Origin of the sequence: Sorangium sp. So ce1014 (assembly GCF_051521505.1) — a bacterium.
GTDB lineage: Bacteria > Myxococcota_A > Polyangia > Polyangiales > Polyangiaceae > Sorangium.
Genome location: NZ_CP150356.1, coordinates 3,433,627 through 3,450,244, shown reverse-complemented (window position 1 = coordinate 3,450,244; position 16,618 = coordinate 3,433,627). Strand labels below are relative to the sequence as shown.

13 protein-coding genes and 1 pseudogene are annotated in these 16,618 nt (G+C 71.6%); 7 read left to right on the top strand and 7 right to left on the bottom strand.

The genetic code is table 11. The features are described 5' to 3' along the window. The first annotated feature begins 374 nt into the window (after positions 1 to 374). Entirely contained in the window at positions 375 to 2,915 is a 2,541-nt protein-coding gene (locus tag WME75_RS13235) for a hybrid sensor histidine kinase/response regulator (RefSeq protein ID WP_437490222.1), read from the top strand. An 83-nt stretch (positions 2,916 to 2,998) separates the two neighbouring features. Here the strand turns inward: WME75_RS13235 and WME75_RS13230 are convergent, their stop codons facing one another. The 4 genes from WME75_RS13230 to WME75_RS13215 form a co-directional block, all read right to left on the bottom strand. Beyond that, on the bottom strand, positions 2,999 to 3,373 hold the full coding sequence (locus WME75_RS13230; protein WP_437490220.1) for a response regulator: 375 nt from the start codon (positions 3,371 to 3,373) through the stop codon (positions 2,999 to 3,001). Between the two features lie 91 nt (positions 3,374 to 3,464). Further along, the gene (locus WME75_RS13225) at positions 3,465 to 6,614 is read right to left on the bottom strand and encodes an ATP-binding protein (RefSeq protein WP_437490218.1); all 3,150 of its coding nucleotides are present in this window, start codon (positions 6,612 to 6,614) and stop codon (positions 3,465 to 3,467) included. Between the two features lie 243 nt (positions 6,615 to 6,857). Then, positions 6,858 to 7,271: a hypothetical protein gene (locus tag WME75_RS13220; RefSeq protein WP_437490216.1), complete on the bottom strand. Its 414-nt coding sequence runs from the start codon at positions 7,269 to 7,271 to the stop codon at positions 6,858 to 6,860. Further along, positions 7,268 to 7,576, bottom strand: coding sequence for a hypothetical protein (locus WME75_RS13215; RefSeq protein WP_437490214.1), 309 nt, complete (start codon positions 7,574 to 7,576; stop codon positions 7,268 to 7,270). The genes WME75_RS13220 and WME75_RS13215 overlap by 4 nt, the downstream gene beginning before the upstream one ends. A gap of 163 nt (positions 7,577 to 7,739) precedes the next feature. On the opposite strand from WME75_RS13215, the gene WME75_RS13210 reads away from it, so the two are divergent. Genes WME75_RS13210 through WME75_RS13195 form a run of 4 tightly spaced genes read left to right on the top strand, consistent with a single transcriptional unit; the run spans position 7,740 to position 11,324 of the window. Next, on the top strand, positions 7,740 to 8,345 hold the full coding sequence (locus WME75_RS13210; RefSeq protein WP_437490212.1) for an RNA polymerase sigma factor: 606 nt from the start codon (positions 7,740 to 7,742) through the stop codon (positions 8,343 to 8,345). A gap of 8 nt (positions 8,346 to 8,353) precedes the next feature. Further along, the gene (locus WME75_RS13205) at positions 8,354 to 9,619 is read left to right on the top strand and encodes a FecR domain-containing protein (RefSeq protein ID WP_437490210.1); all 1,266 of its coding nucleotides are present in this window, start codon (positions 8,354 to 8,356) and stop codon (positions 9,617 to 9,619) included. Then, on the top strand, positions 9,620 to 10,750 hold the full coding sequence (locus WME75_RS13200) for a hypothetical protein (RefSeq protein WP_437490208.1): 1,131 nt from the start codon (positions 9,620 to 9,622) through the stop codon (positions 10,748 to 10,750). It begins immediately after the preceding gene. Positions 10,751 to 10,769: 19 nt separating this feature from the next. Beyond that, the gene (locus WME75_RS13195) at positions 10,770 to 11,324 is read left to right on the top strand and encodes a hypothetical protein (protein WP_437490206.1); all 555 of its coding nucleotides are present in this window, start codon (positions 10,770 to 10,772) and stop codon (positions 11,322 to 11,324) included. A 476-nt stretch (positions 11,325 to 11,800) separates the two neighbouring features. On the opposite strand, the gene WME75_RS13190 is transcribed toward WME75_RS13195, so the two are convergent. Further along, positions 11,801 to 12,217 carry a hypothetical protein gene (locus tag WME75_RS13190; RefSeq protein ID WP_437495115.1) on the bottom strand — a complete coding sequence of 139 codons (417 nt, stop codon included), beginning with the start codon at positions 12,215 to 12,217 and terminating at the stop codon, positions 11,801 to 11,803. A 25-nt stretch (positions 12,218 to 12,242) separates the two neighbouring features. Here WME75_RS13190 and WME75_RS13185 point away from each other — a divergent pair. Beyond that, positions 12,243 to 12,797 (top strand): annotated as a pseudogene (locus WME75_RS13185) (hypothetical protein); the annotation flags it as partial. 156 nt (positions 12,798 to 12,953) lie between these two features. Next, the gene (locus WME75_RS13180; protein WP_437490204.1) at positions 12,954 to 14,378 is read left to right on the top strand and encodes a multicopper oxidase family protein; all 1,425 of its coding nucleotides are present in this window, start codon (positions 12,954 to 12,956) and stop codon (positions 14,376 to 14,378) included. Between the two features lie 102 nt (positions 14,379 to 14,480). On the opposite strand, the gene WME75_RS13175 is transcribed toward WME75_RS13180, so the two are convergent. After that, a complete protein-coding gene (locus WME75_RS13175) occupies positions 14,481 to 15,203 on the bottom strand; it encodes a hypothetical protein (protein ID WP_437490202.1) in 723 nt (240 codons plus the stop codon). Beyond that, positions 15,190 to 16,578 carry a B12-binding domain-containing radical SAM protein gene (locus tag WME75_RS13170; protein WP_437490200.1) on the bottom strand — a complete coding sequence of 463 codons (1,389 nt, stop codon included), beginning with the start codon at positions 16,576 to 16,578 and terminating at the stop codon, positions 15,190 to 15,192. The genes WME75_RS13175 and WME75_RS13170 overlap by 14 nt, the downstream gene beginning before the upstream one ends. Positions 16,579 to 16,618: the final 40 nt, after the last annotated feature.

Sequence of the window (16,618 nt, the reverse complement as noted above, 5' to 3'; positions counted from 1 at the left end):
ACGCTGGGTGTCAATTGCCCACCGGAGCACACCCGAGCGAATCAGGGAATTCCTGTCGGATCGGCCCCGAGCGCCGCGATCGAGGCGCGGCGGAGACGCGCTCGTCGGGCGGCGCGTCCGGCCGGCGCCGGGGGTGAAAGGGCGCGTTCTGCTACGTGCCGCGCGGCGCGCGGCGGACGCGAAACGTAGCAGAACGCGACAGCACGCATTTCAGCGCATCGGGCTTGCGTCGCCGCAGGCGCTCGATCAGATGAGATTGGGCGGCCACGACTCTTGGAAAGCCAATGCCTGATCCGCGCCCCGGTTCAATCCGGAGAGCGGCTCCTCAGCGGGAGGAGGTGGAGTCTCACGGCCCCTGCTGCTCCTGGAGAACGATGAATCGGCCGACAACGATGGATTCCGTGCTCGCCGACGCGACGCGCGAAGCGAACGCCACGCCGCGGCGCCACGCGGCTCCGGCCGCGCGAGGCGCCCGGGGCGGGGGCACGGAGCCGCCTCCGAGCGAGCGCGCGCCGCGCGCGGTCGTGTGGATCCTCGACGACTCGCCGCTGGAGGCCGAGATGGCGGCGTGCTCGCTCGCGGCCGGGTACGAGGTCCAGGTCTTCACGGACGCCGCGGTGATGCTGGAGCGCGTGACGGGGAGCGATCTCCCGGACGTCCTCGTGCTCGACCAGGTGATGCCGGGCATGTCGGGCACCGAGATCTGCGGCCTGCTCCGGTCGCGCCCCGCCACGGTCGGGCTCCCGATCCTCATCTTGACCGTGGCCGGGCACGAGCAGGACCTCGTCGAGGGGCTCACCGCGGGCGCCGACGACTACGTGATCAAGCCCTGCCCCGCGGCCGCTCTGTCGGCGCGCGTCGGTGCGCTCCTGCGCTCGAAGCGGCTCCGCGAGCGGGCCGAGCGCGCCGAACGGATCGCGGCGGTGGAGCGCGATCTGCTGCGCGCGCTCATCGAGCAGAGCGGCGACGGCATCATGGCGACGGACGAGCGCGGGGCGCTGCGCATCTGCAACGTGGAGGCCCAGCGGCAGCACGGCGTGTACGCGCGCGACGCGAGCGCCGCGATCGAGGCGCTCCGGGCGAACGGGCTGCTCGCGCTGGACGGCCGGCCGCTGCGGCCCGACGAGGATCCTCTCTACCGCGCGATCCGGGGCGAGAAGGTCGAGAACGCGCGCTGGCTCGTGACGCGCCCGGACGGCTCGATCCGCGCGCTCGCCGGGACCGCGTCGCCGCTGCGGCACGCCGACGGATCGCCCGCCGGCGCCGTGCTGATCACGCGCGACGAGACCGACGCGCTCGAGGCGGAGCAAGCGCTCCGGGACAGCGAGGAGCGCTATCGCGTGATCATCAGCGCGCTCGAGGAGGGCGTCACGCTCCAGGACGAGCGCGGGGTCATCCGCACCGCGAACGCGAGCGCCGAGCGGATCCTCGGGCGGCCTCTGGCGCAGCTCGTGGGGTCGACGCTGCTGGATCCGTCGAGCAAGATCGTGCGCGAGGACGGCTCGCTGTTCCCGTTCGAGATGTACCCCGCGCAGGTCGCGCTCCGGACCGGCGCGCCCCAGTCGGCCGTCCTGCTCGGCATGGAGCGGGAGGACGGCTCGGTCCTGTGGCTGTCGGTGAACGCGCAGCCGCTCCGCAGCTCGGACGGCGCGGTGGTGGGCGTCGTCTCCTCGTTCTTCGACATCACCGCGCGCAGGCGCGCCGAGGAGGAGCGGCAAGGCCTGCTCGCCGCGGCGCAGACGGCGAGGCAGGAGGCCGAGGCCGCGAGCCACCTGAAGGACGAGTTCCTGGCGACGATGAGCCACGAGCTTCGCACGCCGCTCACGGCGGTCCTCGGCTGGATCCGGATGCTGCGTACCGGCAAGCTCGCCGAGGATCGTCGCGAGAAGGCGCTGGAGACGGTGGAGCGCAACGCGCTGGCGCAGGCGCAGCTGATCGACGATCTGCTCGACATCTCGCGCATCATGGCCGGCAAGCTCCGGCTGGAGGTCCAGCCGATGGATCTCGTGGCGGTGATCGACGCCGCGCTCGAGGTGGTGCGCCCGGCCGCCGACGCCAAGGGGGTGCGGCTGGAGCCGCTCCTCGATCCCGGGGTGGGCCCTGTCGCGGGGGACGCGGGCCGGCTGCAGCAGGTCATCTGGAACCTCCTCAGCAACGCGGTGAAGTTCACGTCGCGGGGCGGGGTCGTGCGCATCCGGCTCGAGCGCTCCGAGGCGTCGGCCGAGATCGTCGTGTCCGACACCGGTCAGGGCATCGACGCTGCGTTCCTGCCCTTCGTGTTCGAGCAGTTCCGGCAGGCCGAGAGCGGCACCACCCGCAAGCACGGGGGGCTGGGCCTCGGGCTCACGATCGTGAAGAGCCTCGTGGAGATGCACGGCGGCACGGTCCAGGCGCTGAGCGACGGGGAGGTGCGGGGCGCGACGTTCATCGTCCGGCTGCCGCTCGCGGTGGTGCCGAGCCACGCCCGGGATCGCCGGATGATGTCGCTGCCGGGCACCCCCGGCGGGAGCGATCGTCCTCCGGAGATCGAGGGGCTGAACGTGCTCATCGTGGACGATGAGGACGACACGCGCGAGCTCCTCGTCACGATGCTGGAGCAGTGCGGCGCGCAGGTGACGGCCGTGGCGTCGACCGCCGAGGCGCTGCTCGCGCTCAAGGCGCTGCGGCCCGACGTGCTCGTGTCCGACATCGCCATGCCCGGCGAGGACGGCTACGCGCTGATCCGCAAGATCCGCGCGTTCCCGGCGAGCAGCGGGGGGCGGACCCCGGCGATCGCGCTCACCGCCTATGCGCGCACGGAGGACCGCATGCGCGCCCTGCGGGCCGGGTTCAACACCCATGTCCCCAAGCCCATCGAGACGGCCGAGCTGCTCGCGGTGCTCGCGAACATCGCCGGATCGAGGGGGGAATCTTGATAGGCCCCTCGAACCCACGCCGGGCTTCACCCATCATGCCGAGCGGATCTCCCGCCCCGGTCGGCCTTCCAGGCGCTGGCGGCTCAGTCTCTCCGGCAGCTCCGCTCGATGGTGTCCATCAGCTTCAGGACATCGAACGGCTTGCTGATCACCGCGTCCGCGTCGATCCCGGCGCGGTCCGTCCCGCCGCGCGCGGTCATCACCACGATGGGCATCGAGGCGAGCATCGGGTCGCTCTTCTGCTCGGCCCGGAACTGGAACCCGTCCATGACTGGCATCATCAGGTCGAGCAGGACCAGCGAGATCGACGACGGATCGTCCCGCAGATACTCCAGGGCCTCACGCCCGTTCGCGACCGACGCGACCCCATAGCCCTCGTCTTCCAGGAGCTCGCTCAATGTCCGGCGGATCGCGGCGTCGTCATCGACGATCAAGATACGCTTGCTGGGGCGGCTCATCGTCATGCGCAGTCGCTCTCTTCCCGAAGCAGCAGGGTCCAGCGGCGCTGCGCCCGCGGGCGGGCCGCGAAGCCCGCTCGCGAAGGTCGCCTCAGCCGATCCCCGAGCCCGGCCGGCTTCGCGGGCCCGAGGCGCCAGGGCCGGCCAGCGGCAAGGTGACCTTGAAGGTCGAGCCCTCGCCCGGGACCGAGCTCACCTCGATCGAGCCGTCCAGCGCTTCGACCAGCTGCTTCGTGATGTAAAGACCCATTCCCAGACCGCCATAGTGCCGCGCCGACACGGCCCGCTCGAACCGCCCGAAGATCCGCCCGACGTGCTCGGGCGCGATCCCGATACCGTGATCCGCGATCGTGAACGTGGCCATCGAATCCGTCGAGGTGACGGCGATCTCGAGCGGTTTGCCCTGACCATACTTGAGCGCGTTCGAGACGAGGTTGTCGACGACCTGCTCGAGCCGCAGCCGATCCCAGTTGCCGGCGGCGTCGTCGTCCGCGCTCACCGTGACCCGGGAGCCCGACTCCGCGATCTCACCGCCCTCGTGGAAGCGGGACACCACCTGCCGGACGATCTCGGACAGCCGGACGGGCTCCAGCTCGAGGGCGATGCGCCCCGCGGAGATGCGGGAGATGTCGAGCAGGTTGTCGACGAGCCGCCTCAGCCGCTCGCCCTGACGGCGAACGAGCCCGAGCCGGTCCGTGAGCCACGCGAGGCGCTCCTTGTCGGGGCACAGCTCCGGCGCCCGGCGCGTCAGGATCTGGATCTGCAGCGAGAGCGGGGTGAGCGGCGTCTTCAGCTCGTGAGAGGCGATCGAGAGGAACTCGTCGCGCAGGGCGATCGCGCTCTGGGCGTCCTTGTACAGACGCGCGTTGTCCACGGCCAGCGCGCAGCGGCGCGCGAGCTCCTCCGCGGCCGAGAGGTCGTCCCGGGTGTACCGGCGCCCGGATTGCGCGGCGATGAACGTCAGCGTCCCGAAGAGCCGACCCCGCCGCGCCAGCGGGACGCACATGGACGAGCGCCCCCCCATGGCCTGGATCACCCGGAAGTGCTCCTCGTTGTGCGCGATGGCGCGCATGTCCTCGTCCGTGAAATGCTCGATGAGCAACGACTTCCGCTCCACGAACACCCGGGTCGGCGGGTGCTCGCGGCTGCCGTCGAGCCTGGGTGTGAAGCGCTTCGCCTCCTCGGCCAGGGCGGACTGCGCGGGATCCGCGCAGGCCACACCCACCCGCCGGAAGGCGCCCTCCTCCTCGTCGAGCAGGTCGACGAGGCAGAAGTCGGCGAGCACGGGCACCGCGAGCTGCGCGACCCGGGCGAGCGTCGTCGGATAGTCCAGCGAATCGGCGAGCACCACGCTCGCCGCGTCCAGGAAGCGCGGCAGCTCCAGCGCGCGCTCCCGCTCCGCGGCCTCGGCCGCCCTCCGCCGCATCCGCGCCATCTCGATCTGCGTCCGGACGCGGGCGAGGAGCTCGCGCGCCGAGAACGGCTTCACCAGGTAATCGTCCGCCCCCATGTCGAGCCCCTCGACGACGGCCTCGTCGCCCGCGCGCGCGGACACGAGCACCACGGGGACCATGCTCGTCCTCGGGTCGGCCCGGAGCTCCCGGACGAGGGCCACGCCGTCGAGCCCTGGCATCATCACGTCGCTCACCACGAGGTCCGGCGGGCGCGCCAGCGCGGCCGCGAGGGCCGCCCGCCCGTCGGAGGCCACCTCCACGCTCCACCGGGGCGCGAGGAGGTGGACGAGGTACTCGCGCATGTCCGCGTTGTCGTCGGCGACGAGGATCCGGCCCTCGCCCTCCCGCGGGCCCGGCCCCGGCGCGGCCACGGCGCGCGCGTGCGCGTCGAGCCCCGCGGGCGCCGCGCCGTCGCAGCCGCGCGGAGACCACTGCGACGCCTCGATCACGTGGAGGTTCGTGCTCGCCGGCGAGGGCGCGGGCCCCGCCGCCGCGGCGACGCGCTCGGGCGGCAGGTGCGCGCGGCCCCTCGGGATCGACACGGTGAACGCGCTCCCCCGCCCCGGCTCGCTCGAGGCGCGCAGGGAGCCGCCGTGCACCTGGACGAGCTCCTGCACGAGGGCGAGCCCGAGCCCGGTGCCCTCGATGCTCCGGCAGCGCGCGCCGTGCACACGGTGGAACCGCTCGAAGATGCGCGGGAGCTCGTCCGCCGGGATCCCGGTGCCGGTGTCGCGCACGCACAGCTCGACGTGGGCCAGCTGGGGCAGGAGCGAGACCGCGATCTCCCCTTCGAACGTGAACTTGAAGGCGTTCGACACGAGGTTCGACACGATCTTCTCCCACTGCGCCCTGTCGACGTAGACGGGCTCCGGCAGCGGCGGGCAGTCCACGACGAGCGACAGGCCCGCGCCCTCGACGAGCGAGCGGAAGGAGCTCGCGAGCTCCTCGGTGAGCCGCGCGAGGTCGGTGGGCTCGAACGACCTCTGGAGGCGCCCCGCCTCGATGCGGGAGAAGTCGAGCAGCGTGTTGACGAGCCGGAGGAGCCGGAGGGTGCTCCGGTGCACGGCGGCGAGGGCCTCGCCCGAGAGCGACCCCGCCGGGCGGGACAGGGCGTCCTCGACGCGCCCGAGGATGAGGGTGAGCGGGGTGCGGAACTCGTGGCTCACGTTGGCCACGAACTCCGTCTTGAGGCGATCGAGCGTCGCGAGCTCGTCCCTGTGCCGCGCCACCTCCCGCTCGAGCCGCCGCTGCTCGGTGACGTCGCGCCCCTCGGCGATCATGAAGACGACGTTGCCTTGACGGTCCTTGACGGGCTTCAGGTTGAAGTCGATGGTGATGATCTCCTCTCCCTCGCTGCCCCCGAGGATCTCGACGTCGTACCGGACGAACTCGCCGCGCGCCGCGCGCCGCACCGCGTCCTTCAGCCGCTGCTGGGCCTCGGGCGCGCCTTGCCACCAGCGGCAGTCCCAGAACGGCACTCCGTGCACTTCCCTCCGCTCCACGCCGGCGCCGCGGACCGAGGCATAGTTCGACTCCCAGTTCGTGCCGTCGGCGTCGAGCAGGCCCCAGAACTGGAAGGCGCAGTTCATCGCGACCCGCGCCGCGAGGAGCCGCATCAGCCCGGACTCGCGCCCTGAGCTCGCGCGCGTGAGCTCCTGCTTCAGGAGCTCGGTGTCCTGGAGGAGACGTTCCTCGGAGTCGTCCACGGGTCTCACGATCGTGAGGTCTTCCAGGCGTTCGATGAAGTCGCGCCCTTCCGCTCGTTCCTCGCTGCACCGCTGTTTCATCCCGTCGCTCATCACGCCTGCGGTCTCTCCGTACGCAGGGAACAACCCATCCTGAAACGCATAGTGGAGATGGAGAACCGCGCAAGGTCTGATCGGCTTGCTCCGGGCGGGCGAGCCTGTGTGGAGTTGGCCTGCGCCGAGGGGCGCGGGCGGACGGGGCTTCGGGGCGCGCGGGCGGGCCGGCGGCCTGGCGGGCGGCCTGGCGGAGGCGCGTAGTCCCTCGCCGCTCACGGGCGAGCGGGCTCAGTCAAGATGCGTCGGAGAGTCTTCAGGGTCGGCGCAGGGGTAGGCGCTGACCACGAGGCTCACGCCGTGCTGTCCTACCGCGCGCAGCACGCCCGGATCGAGCCGGATGGATCTCGCGCTCATGGCCTCGATGAACAGCGCGAAGTCGACCTCGGCCGTCGCCCCGGATTGCACCAAGGCAGCGATCCGTGGCGCGAGCGAGAGAAACACACGCATCGCCTCTTCGACCGCGATCAACGCATCTTCGTTGTCCGACAACAGAAGGTTGAACCCGGATGTGGCGCTGATTTTGCTGCCAACTCGCCTCTCGCCCACGCGCCAGACTGCCTCGATCGCCGTCTCTGGAATCCACGTCAGACACTGCTCCACATCGAGGTGTTCACCATCAACCCTGAGCACGACCATGGTCAACTTGGCACCTGAGCTTCGGGCGGGCATCCGCAGGAGGCAGGATTGAGCAGGCAGATCGGCGCGGGCGGGAACGGGATCAGCCAGTCGAAGAGGTCGCCGCGGCCGCCAAGACTGTCGCCGCCGTCGCGGTCACGCTTGCCGCGGGACCTCTTCCTGTCCGGACCAGGCTCGCCGAGCTCTTTCCAGTGCTTGTAGAGGTCATCCGCCTCCTCCTTGCTGAGATCCGGGAAACCACGGCCCTTACTATCCCTGTGGTCCCATTTCCAGAACTTGTTGGCCGGCGCGAGAGGGGCGCTGAGCTTCATCTGGGCCTCCGGCGTGGCGGGCGGCCCGGCGTCCGGCCGATCCGGCGGATTTCCTCCGCGGTGAGCCGTCTTGCGACGCTGCCGTGACTTCAAGGGGTCCGGTCGGCTCACGAGGCGGCATGAGGCGTTCGGTCATTTCCAGCGGAGCCCTACGATCATGGTGATGCGCGCCCGAGCCCTTGCCCCCCCTCGACGACTCGGCGTGGTCGCCTATGCGAGCGACGAGGCGCTCGTGGAGGGTCTCCGCGCGAGGCATCCTGCCGCGCTCTCCGTCTTCCACGAGCGCTTCTCCGGGCACGTGCTCCGCGTCCTCGGCCGGCTGCTCGGCGGCAGGCGCGACCTCTCCGACGCTCATCACGACGCCTTCGTCCGCGCGCTGTCCTCCCTCGACACCCTGCGCGATCCGGCCGCGCTGAAGGCGTGGATCACGTCGGTCGCCGTGTTCACGGCGCGGACCTGCATCCAGCGGCGCGCACGCCGGAAATGGCTCCTCTTCTTCGCCCCCGACGAGCTCCCACCCCTCGTGGAGCGCCCGTATGAAGGCGAAGCGCACGAGGCGCTGCGCGCGACCTATCGAGCGCTGGAGCGGCTCCCGGCCGACGAGCGCATCGCGTTCGCATTGCGGCGCATCGAGGGGATGGACCTCCAGGAGGTCGCCGACGCGTGCGGCGTCTCGCTCGCGACCATCAAGCGAAGGCTGGCCCGCGCGGAGGTCCACTTCCTCGAGGCGGCGCGAGACCAACCCGCCCTCGAAGAGTGGCTGAAATGAGGCCCGTCATGCGCGATCGTCCCTCGCTCGATCGTCTTCGTGAGCTCCGCCGCGCCCAGGACGAGGAGCTCGCGGCGCAGGATCTCGATGGCGCGCGCGAACGATTCCTGGAGAGCGCTGCCGGCGGATCCACCCGCCCCGGGGCCGCCCGCCTCGGACCCTCGCGCCCTCGGTGGATCGCGCCCGCGGCCTTCGTGGCCCTGGCAGGGGCCTGTGCGGTGCTGCTCCTCGTCCTGCTCCCCTCGTCGAGGTCGCTCTCGTTCGCGGTCGGATCGGCGCAAGGGCACGTCGGGACGTGGATCGCCGCCACCGCGGAGGCTCCTCTGCCGGTCCGCTTTTCGGACGGCACGTCGCTCGCGCTCGACGCGAACGCCCGGGCGCGCGTGGTGGCCGCCGACGCTCGTGGGGCGCGGGTGCTGCTGGAAGGCGGCCGGCTCACGGCGACGGTGACCCACACCGCGACGAGCGCCTGGAATTTCAACGTCGGTCCGTTCGACGTGCTGGTGACCGGCACGCGCTTCGAGCTGAGCTGGTCCCCGGTGAACGAGGAGCTCAAGCTTGTGCTGCGGGAAGGATCGGTGTCCGTGTCGGGGCCGCTCGTGGGGGGGCGGCGCACCGTCGTTGCGGGAGAGACGCTCGCGGTCTTCTGCAAAGAGCAGCGCTTCGAGCTCACGCGCGGGGAACCGCGCGCCGACGCCCCGCCTCCGCCGTCTTCCGCGCCCATCGCTCCGGCGGCCTCCGGGCCGGCCCAGGCGGCGACCGGCGACAGCGCGAGGGTCGCGAAGGCCGCGGACGCCTCCCCGCGCCGGCCGAGCTGGCGCGACCTCGTCGCCGCCGACAAGTACAAAGAGGCCATGACGGCCGCCGAGGCCGAGGGCTTCGACGGGCTCGTCGCCCGCGCGAGCGCGGCGGATCTGCTGATGCTCGCCGACGCCGCGCGCTTCTCCGGGAAGCCGGCGCGCGCCGCGGCAGCGCTCACCGCGACGCGGAGCCGATTCGCGGGCTCGGACGAGGCGGCGAAGGCCGCCTTCCATCTCGGCCGGATGGCGTTCGACCAGCGGCGATCGTACGCCGAGGCCGAGCGCTGGTTCGGCGTGTACCTCGGAGAGCAACCGGACGGATCCTTTGCGCAGGAAGCGCTCGGGAGGGTCATCGAATGCCGGGAGTTGATGGGCTCGGCCAGCGGGGCCCGCGAGGCTGCGCGCCGCTACCTGGCGCGCTATCCGGCGGGGCCCCACGCCGCGCACGCCAAGGGTCTTCTCGAGGAGGAGTGAGTGCGACCTCGAAGGCCGGCTCGCGCGGCGCACGGCGGTGCCTGGGCGCTCGGGCTCTGTCTCCTCATCGCATCCGAGGCGCGCGCCGTACCACCGGAGCCTTCACGCCCGAAGGTCGTCCTGATCGCCGATCGCCGGACGGACCCCATCATGGCCCGCGTCTACGCCGAGCTCGCCACGCTCGGATTCACGGTGGTGGTCGTGCGGGGCGGCGCCGATCCGCCCTCACAGGGGCCCATCGAGGCGAGCGCGGGAGAGGACGGAGCGGCGGCGGTGATCCGCGCGACGGAGGTGCCGGGTGGCGTCGATCTCTCGATCGCCGATGGTGCGACGGGCCAGTCGGTCCAGCGCACCGTGATGGCCGACGATCCCGCCACGGTCGCGATTCGCGCGGTGGAGCTCCTGCGCGCGAGCCTCCTGGAGGCGCGCTCGCCGCAGCCGTCGCGGGGCGAGGTCGACGCCGATCCGGAGGCCCGCACCGCCGTCGACGCGCAGCGACCGCCGCCGGCCAAGCCTGCGCCCGTCGCCGCCGCGCGCCCGCGAGCCGGCGGCACCTCCCACGCGCCCCCTTCTCCGCCATCCAGGCCAGGCGCGACCCGAAGAGCACCGACGACGTTCGGCGTCGGGGCGGCGCCCGCGCTGCTGTGGAGCGCGGGCGGCCTGGGCGCCTCCCCGATGCTGGACGTGTCGGGATACGCGATGATCGGGCCTCGACTGGGGCTCTCCACCTTCGTCCAGATCCCGCTCGCCAGCGTGCGCCGCGAGGGCAAGGAGGGCGCGCGGCGCGCGCGGGTGGCGCTTGCCGCCCTGGGGGTGCGCGTCCCGGTCGGCCCCACCGACGCAATGTGGCTGCCTTCGGTCGGCGCGGGGCTCGCCGCCGCCTGGCTGCACGTCGAGGGCGAAGGCCGCTCGCCCGAGTACGTCGGCACGTCGAAGGACGCGTTCGCGCTCGCGCCCTACCTGCGCGCGGGGCTCTCGTTCGCGCCGATTCCGCGCCTGCGAATCAGCGAGCACTTGCTCGCCGGGATCGCGGCGCCGCGCATCGTGATCGACGCCGCAGGTCGTGCGACCGAAACGTGGGGTCGCCCGTTCTTGGGCGCGTCTCTCGGGGTGGAGGTCGTGCTGCCATGAGCCGAAAAGGACAGCTGCCGTGACCTCAGCGCAGGACATCTTGACGCCGGGCGCTCCGGCGCTCGGCGTGGAGGACCCAATGAAGATCATGGTGACGAAGCTCTGGACTCTTGGCTTGTCGATGGCCTTCGCGTCCGCACAGGCGGCGTGCGTCGACAGCCATGTCGATCCGATCGTGGAAGTTCACCTGGCGACCTCCGTCGAGGGGGCTACCGAAGGGCCGTGGGCTGCCTGCGTTGCTCCCGGGGGCGAGGACTTCCTCCCCACCCATTGCCCGGATCCCGGACCGGGCGGCGCAGAGCGCGCATGCATGGTGTCGAGCGTGACCGAGAGACAGGACGATGGATCGACGTGGTGCGATGTGGCGGCGCTCTGCATCTACGAGTGCGAAACGGCGGAGGACTGCCCGCAGCCGCAGAGCGGAACCGCCAGCCCCGCGTGCAACTCGATCTGCTCGTTGCCCTGCGACGAGAACGCCACGTGCCCGAATGGAATGACGTGCTGGCACCAATACCACGGGTCCGGTCTCACGGACGAGCAGGGCGTCTGCATGTGGAAGTACGAATGTGACTGAAGGTCGAGGTCGACGAACCTGGCGAATCCGTCTCGGTCCGCCCGCGGACCCGCGCTCGCCCCGCCCGGCCGCGTCGTCGTGTCGCGCCCTGCAAGGGCAGCCTGGTGCGCTCGTGCAGCGCGCCCGGCTGCCGTTGCGGTCGAGGCCGGGCGTCGGCGCTCCGCGACGGCGCGCCGCGCGATGGGGCGGACGCCGCGCTGCGGCGGGCGGTCGTGCGCGGCTTGGTCCACGGCCGACGTGTCGGCGAGCGCGCGGGGGGCCGACTCGCCCCAGGATCTGCCGCAAACCCGCAAGAACGGCTCCCGGGGAGGGGCCAGTTCTGCTAAGAGCTGCCTGTCGCGCCGGAGCGCTGATCTCGCTCCGGCGCAAGCAGCGGTTTCACTCAGGCCTGCCGGCGAACGCGCCGCGCTGCTGCGCTGCGGCAGCGCGCATCTTCGGTGACGGGTCCCTTCACCTTCGAGTATTCACATGACTTTTCATCGCGAGACTGCACGCTTTGCTTCGGGTTGGATCTCCTGTGTTGCCCTCGTCGGGGCGATGTCCGTCGCGGCGGGCTGCGACGGCTCGGGCGACGGAGGGGACGGCGGCGCCGGCGGCGCTGGCGGCTCCGAGAGCGTGAGCTCGGGCACCCCCGTCGCGGGCAGCGGCGGCGGCGCCAGCAGCGCCAGCGGCAGCGGCAGCGCCAGCACCGGCACCGGCAGCGCCAGCACCGGCACCGGCAGCGCCAGCAGCAGCAGCGCCAGCGCCAGCGGCAGCGCCAGCAGCGCCAGCAGCGGCTCGGGGGGCGCAGCCAGCACGTCGAGCAGCGGCACCGGGACGCCGACCGGCGCGTGCCCGCCGAGCGCGACGTTCTGCTCCGGGTTCGAGGATGCGGGGCTCCCCGAGGGCGCCACGTACCGCCCCTCGTACCAGGCGGATCAGGCGGCGACCAACATGGTGATCGACACAGCCACCTTCCGTGCCGGCGCGAGCTCGCTGCACGTGAAGCCGGGCGTCAGCGGATACGACTGGAGGATGCTCTCCGTCGATACGCCCGGGCCGACGTTCTGGGTCCGGCTCTACGTGCGCAGCAGCGTGGATATCGGCCAGTCCGGTCACAACGCCTACTTCCAGGCGATGACCGGCGACGGCGATCCCAACGCGGGCGACAACGTGGAGATCGCCGAGCAGTTCTGCCAGATCCTCTTGAACCTGCACGACGAGCTCGTCCTCTCCGAGGGGGCCACCGCGATGTGCGGGAGCGGCACGAAGCTCCCCAAGGACACCTGGCATTGCATGGAGGCCTACTTCGACGGCCCCCAGGGCAACGTGCAAGTCTACGCCAACGGCGACAAGATCATCGACAAGGCCGGCTGGAAGAAGCACGATTTCAAGACGTTCAGCTTCGGCTACCTCGGCTTCCACGGCCCCTCGCGCTCGATGTGGTACGACGATGTGGCGGTCGCGTCGGAGCGGATCGGCTGCGCCCCCTGACCCCACACGCATAGCCTCGTGCAGCCCCTCGCGGCGGAGCAGCTCGCCGAGCTGCGTGGCGGATCACGCCTTGCAGAGGGGAGGCGCATGCTTTGGATCGGACGCGCCTTGTCGCGCGCAAGACGCAAAGGGCCGCGCGCAAGGCGCAAAGGATGCGTGTCCCCGGCGCGCAGCGCCGCAGAGATTGCGGTTTTCCTGCTGCTCGTGGCCCTGCTCGCCGGTTGCGGCGAGGAAGTCGCGCCGCCGGACCTCCGGCAGCCGGCGGGCTGGGACGACGCGTTGCGCCTGCCGGACGCCGAGGACCACGACCCCGCGCCCGATGTTGTCGAGGTGCACCTCGAGGCGAAGGCGGTCGAGCTCGAGGTGATTCCGGGGCTCACGACCGAGGTCTGGACCTACAACGGGATGCTCCCCGGTCCGACCCTCCGCGCGAAGAAGGGCGACCGCGTGGTGGTGAAGGTCCAGAACCACCTGCCCGAGGCGACGACCGTCCACTGGCATGGCCTGCGCGTGCCGGCGACGATGGATGGGACGGAGCACATGCAGAAGCCCATCGAGCCGGGTGAAGGCTTCGAGTACTCCTTCGAGGTGCACGACGCGGGCACCTTCTGGTACCACCCGCACATTCGCTCGAGCGCCCAGGTCGGCGCAGGCCTCTACGGCGCGTTCATTGTCGAGGAGACCGCGGAGGAGGCGCCGTTCGGCGACGATCTGCTGCTCGTGATGAGCGACATCAGCATCGAGAAAGACGGCTCGCTCGCCCCTGCCGACGAGAGCGGATGGTTCGGCGATTACTTCGGGCGCGAGGGCTCGACCGTGCTGGTCAACGGGAAGATCCTGCCGACGGTCGCGGCGCGGGCGGGTGTGCCGCAGCGCTGGCGCGTCGTGAACGCGGCGCGCGCCCACTACCTCCGCTTCGCCGTGCCCGGCCAGCCGCTCGTGCAGATCGGCGGAGACGGGGGCCTCCTGGAGCGCCCGCTACCGGTGGACGAGGTGACGCTCGTGCCGGGGGAGCGCGCGGAGCTCTACATGCTGCCCGTCGAGGGCGAGTCGGTGGTGCTCCCGCTCCTCGACGCGAACCGATTCCACCTGCCGATCGAGGAGCTGCCCAGGGAGCTCATGCGTCTCGATCTCGTCGACGAGCCTCCGGGGCACGGCGCGCCGCCGCTTCCCGAGCGCCTGACCGAGATTGCGTCGATCGGCACCACGGGCGCGCGAGGACAGGCGGTGGAGTTCATGGAGCAGGGCAGTCCCGACGGATCGGTGCTCGGGATCAACGGCCAGACCGACGGCTCGCTCATGCTGCTTGCGGAGACGAACACGGTCGAGGTCTGGACGCTGACCAACACCACCAACTACGATCACCCATTCCACCTGCACGGGTTCTTCTTTCAAGTGCTCGACATCGACGGCGCCGCGCCGCCCGTGCGCGCATGGCGCGACACCGTCAACCTCGTGCCTGGAGAGACCGTGCGGATCGCCATCCCGTTCGACGACCGCGCCGGCATGTGGATGTTCCACTGTCACATCCTCGACCACGCGGACATGGGGATGATGGCGATGCTCCACTTGATGCCGTGAGCGGCCCCTTCGCGGCCGCTCGAGGCGGTCAGCGCCCCTCGTCACCGCATGCCGACAGGTCCTCCGCGCCGTAGCGGAGCATGGCTGACGTGGCGGGGCTCATCACGGCCGCGCGCGCCTCGGCCTGCCCCGCCACCACCGCGCCTTCACCACGAGCACCCCGTACGCGAGCAGGAGCGGGACCACCGCGAGATACGACAGCAGCGCGAGCACGAAAAGGACGCCGTTGACGCCGTCGTCCGCGGTCTCGCCCCGCTCGCGCAACCCTCCCATGATCGAGATCACACCGTCGGCGAGGTTGAAGTACGTGAGGCCCATCACGATGAGCGCGAGGGGCAGGAGCGTCGCGACGATCACCGCCGGCCAGCGCAACCCCACGCCGCGCGAGAGATAGCGGACGAGCAGCGCGACGCGCCAGCTGGCGACCACCGCGAGGAACCCGAGGTTCACCTGGATGGCCGCGCTCATGGAAATGAAGCGCTCGACCGGGATCGCATAGAGCGCCGCCGGGGGCGCCGTCATCGTGATGAAGGTCAGGAGCTTCGTGTACGAGAGCCACGGCTCGCCCGGGCGCCGGAGCGGCGCCACGACGATCCACAGGAAGGCGCACAGGACGGCAGCATAGACGATCGAGCCGAGGCCGGATTTGCGCCAGGCGCTGGCCACCGGGTCGTCCCAGTACCGCCCGACGCCGACGAGCCAGGTGCAGGCCAGGCCGAGCGCGAGGTGCCGCCCGTCGAGGCGCGCGAGCTCCTCGCGCGAGAGCCGGAAGGTGAGCAGCAGCCCCGCGGCGCGGGCGAACGAAGGTCGATCAGGGTTGCGCATGTCGTCCTCTGCGGGCGCGCGTGGCGCGCCGAAACCGGCTCCGCCGGCGCGCGGTCTCCTCCGGACTGTAGAGCTCGCCCATCAGCCAGCGGAACCCCCGCTCGAGCTCCTCCACGCTCATCCGCGCAGGCCTGAAGGTCACGTCGAAGAGCGTGCACGCGTCCCAGAACACGGGGCGGAGCAGCCGCCCCTGCGCCGCGAGCGCGCGGTGGAGCGCGGTGCCCGGGAACGGCGTGAGCACCGTGATCTGCACCTCGGCGAGATCGCACTCGCGGGCGAACGCGAGCGTGCGCTCGAAGACGCCGCCGTCGTCCTCGTCGAAGCCGAGCACGAAGCAGCCGTTCACCGGGATCCCACGCTCCTGGATGCGGCCGACCGAGTCGACGTAGCGGGCCCGCTCGGCGGCCTTGAACCCCCGCGGCTCCGCGGCCCGGAGCGCGGCGGGGTCGGTCGACTCGAGGCCGATGAGCAGCTCGGCGCAGTTGGCCTCGGCGAGCAGGTCGAGGAGCTCCGGATCGTCGGCGACCGAGATGTCCGTCTCGGTGAACCACGCGATCGCATGCGTGCGCCGCGCGTTGTACTCGGCGAAGAGCCGCGCGAGCTCCCGCGCCCAGGGCTTCTGCACGAACGTGTTATCGTCCGCGAGCTCGATGAACGGCCGCGGCCACACCTCGACGATGGCGTCGAGCTCGCGGCGGATGAGCGGTATCGGCTTGCGCTTGTAAGGGCTGATCAGCCGGGAGGCGGCGCAGAAGGTGCAGGCGAGCGGGCACCCGCGCGTGGTCTGGAGCGTGAGCCGATTGTACCGCCCGATATCGAGCAGGTCGTAGCGCGGCGCCCGCGCGTCCTCGAGCCGGAACGCGGGCGACGCGCCGCTCCGGGCGCTGTAGCGCGGGCGCAGCCGGCCCTCGTCGAGGTCGTGGAGCAGCGCCGGCCAGAGCAGCTCCCCCTCGCCCTGGACGACCGAATCGGCGTGCTGCGCCGCCTCGTCCGGGAGCGCGGAGGCGTGCAGGCCGCCGAGGACCACGGTCACGCCCTCGGCGCGCAGCCGGTCGGCGAGCGCGTACGCGTCGAGCACGCGCGCCGCGAGCGACGAGACGGCGATGACATCGTACCGGCCGTCCACGAGCTGAGCGACGTCCGCCTCGGTCACGGCGTCGAGCTCGCGGTACTCCACCTCCCAGCCCTCGGGCGTGTGCGCGGCGAGCGTGAGCAGCCCCAGGCTCGGCAGCGACGCGATGACCTCGCTGCGCTCGACGAAGCCCGGCAGCGTCAGCCCCAGGCGCGCGAGCTCCTCGTCCTTGACCCGCACGCCGCTCATCGCGAGCAAGAGCGCGCGACGCGACCTTCGCCCCGTCCTCCGCATGGAAGGCATGTCTCGCTCCCTCCCGGCGGAGACTACGGCACAATGACGA

Excerpts from the sequence above, each read along its gene's own strand:
- WME75_RS13235 (WP_437490222.1), top strand. The coding sequence starts at position 375 with ATGAATCGGCCGACAACGATGGATTCCGTGCTCGCCGACGCGACGCGC.
- WME75_RS13230 (WP_437490220.1), bottom strand. The coding sequence starts at position 3,373 with ATGAGCCGCCCCAGCAAGCGTATCTTGATCGTCGATGACGACGCCGCG.
- WME75_RS13225 (WP_437490218.1), bottom strand. The coding sequence starts at position 6,614 with ATGAAACAGCGGTGCAGCGAGGAACGAGCGGAAGGGCGCGACTTCATC.
- WME75_RS13215 (WP_437490214.1), bottom strand. The coding sequence starts at position 7,576 with ATGAAGCTCAGCGCCCCTCTCGCGCCGGCCAACAAGTTCTGGAAATGG.
- WME75_RS13210 (WP_437490212.1), top strand. The coding sequence starts at position 7,740 with ATGCGCGCCCGAGCCCTTGCCCCCCCTCGACGACTCGGCGTGGTCGCC.
- WME75_RS13205 (WP_437490210.1), top strand. The coding sequence starts at position 8,354 with ATGCGCGATCGTCCCTCGCTCGATCGTCTTCGTGAGCTCCGCCGCGCC.
- WME75_RS13175 (WP_437490202.1), bottom strand. The coding sequence starts at position 15,203 with ATGCGCAACCCTGATCGACCTTCGTTCGCCCGCGCCGCGGGGCTGCTG.
- WME75_RS13170 (WP_437490200.1), bottom strand. The coding sequence starts at position 16,578 with ATGCCTTCCATGCGGAGGACGGGGCGAAGGTCGCGTCGCGCGCTCTTG.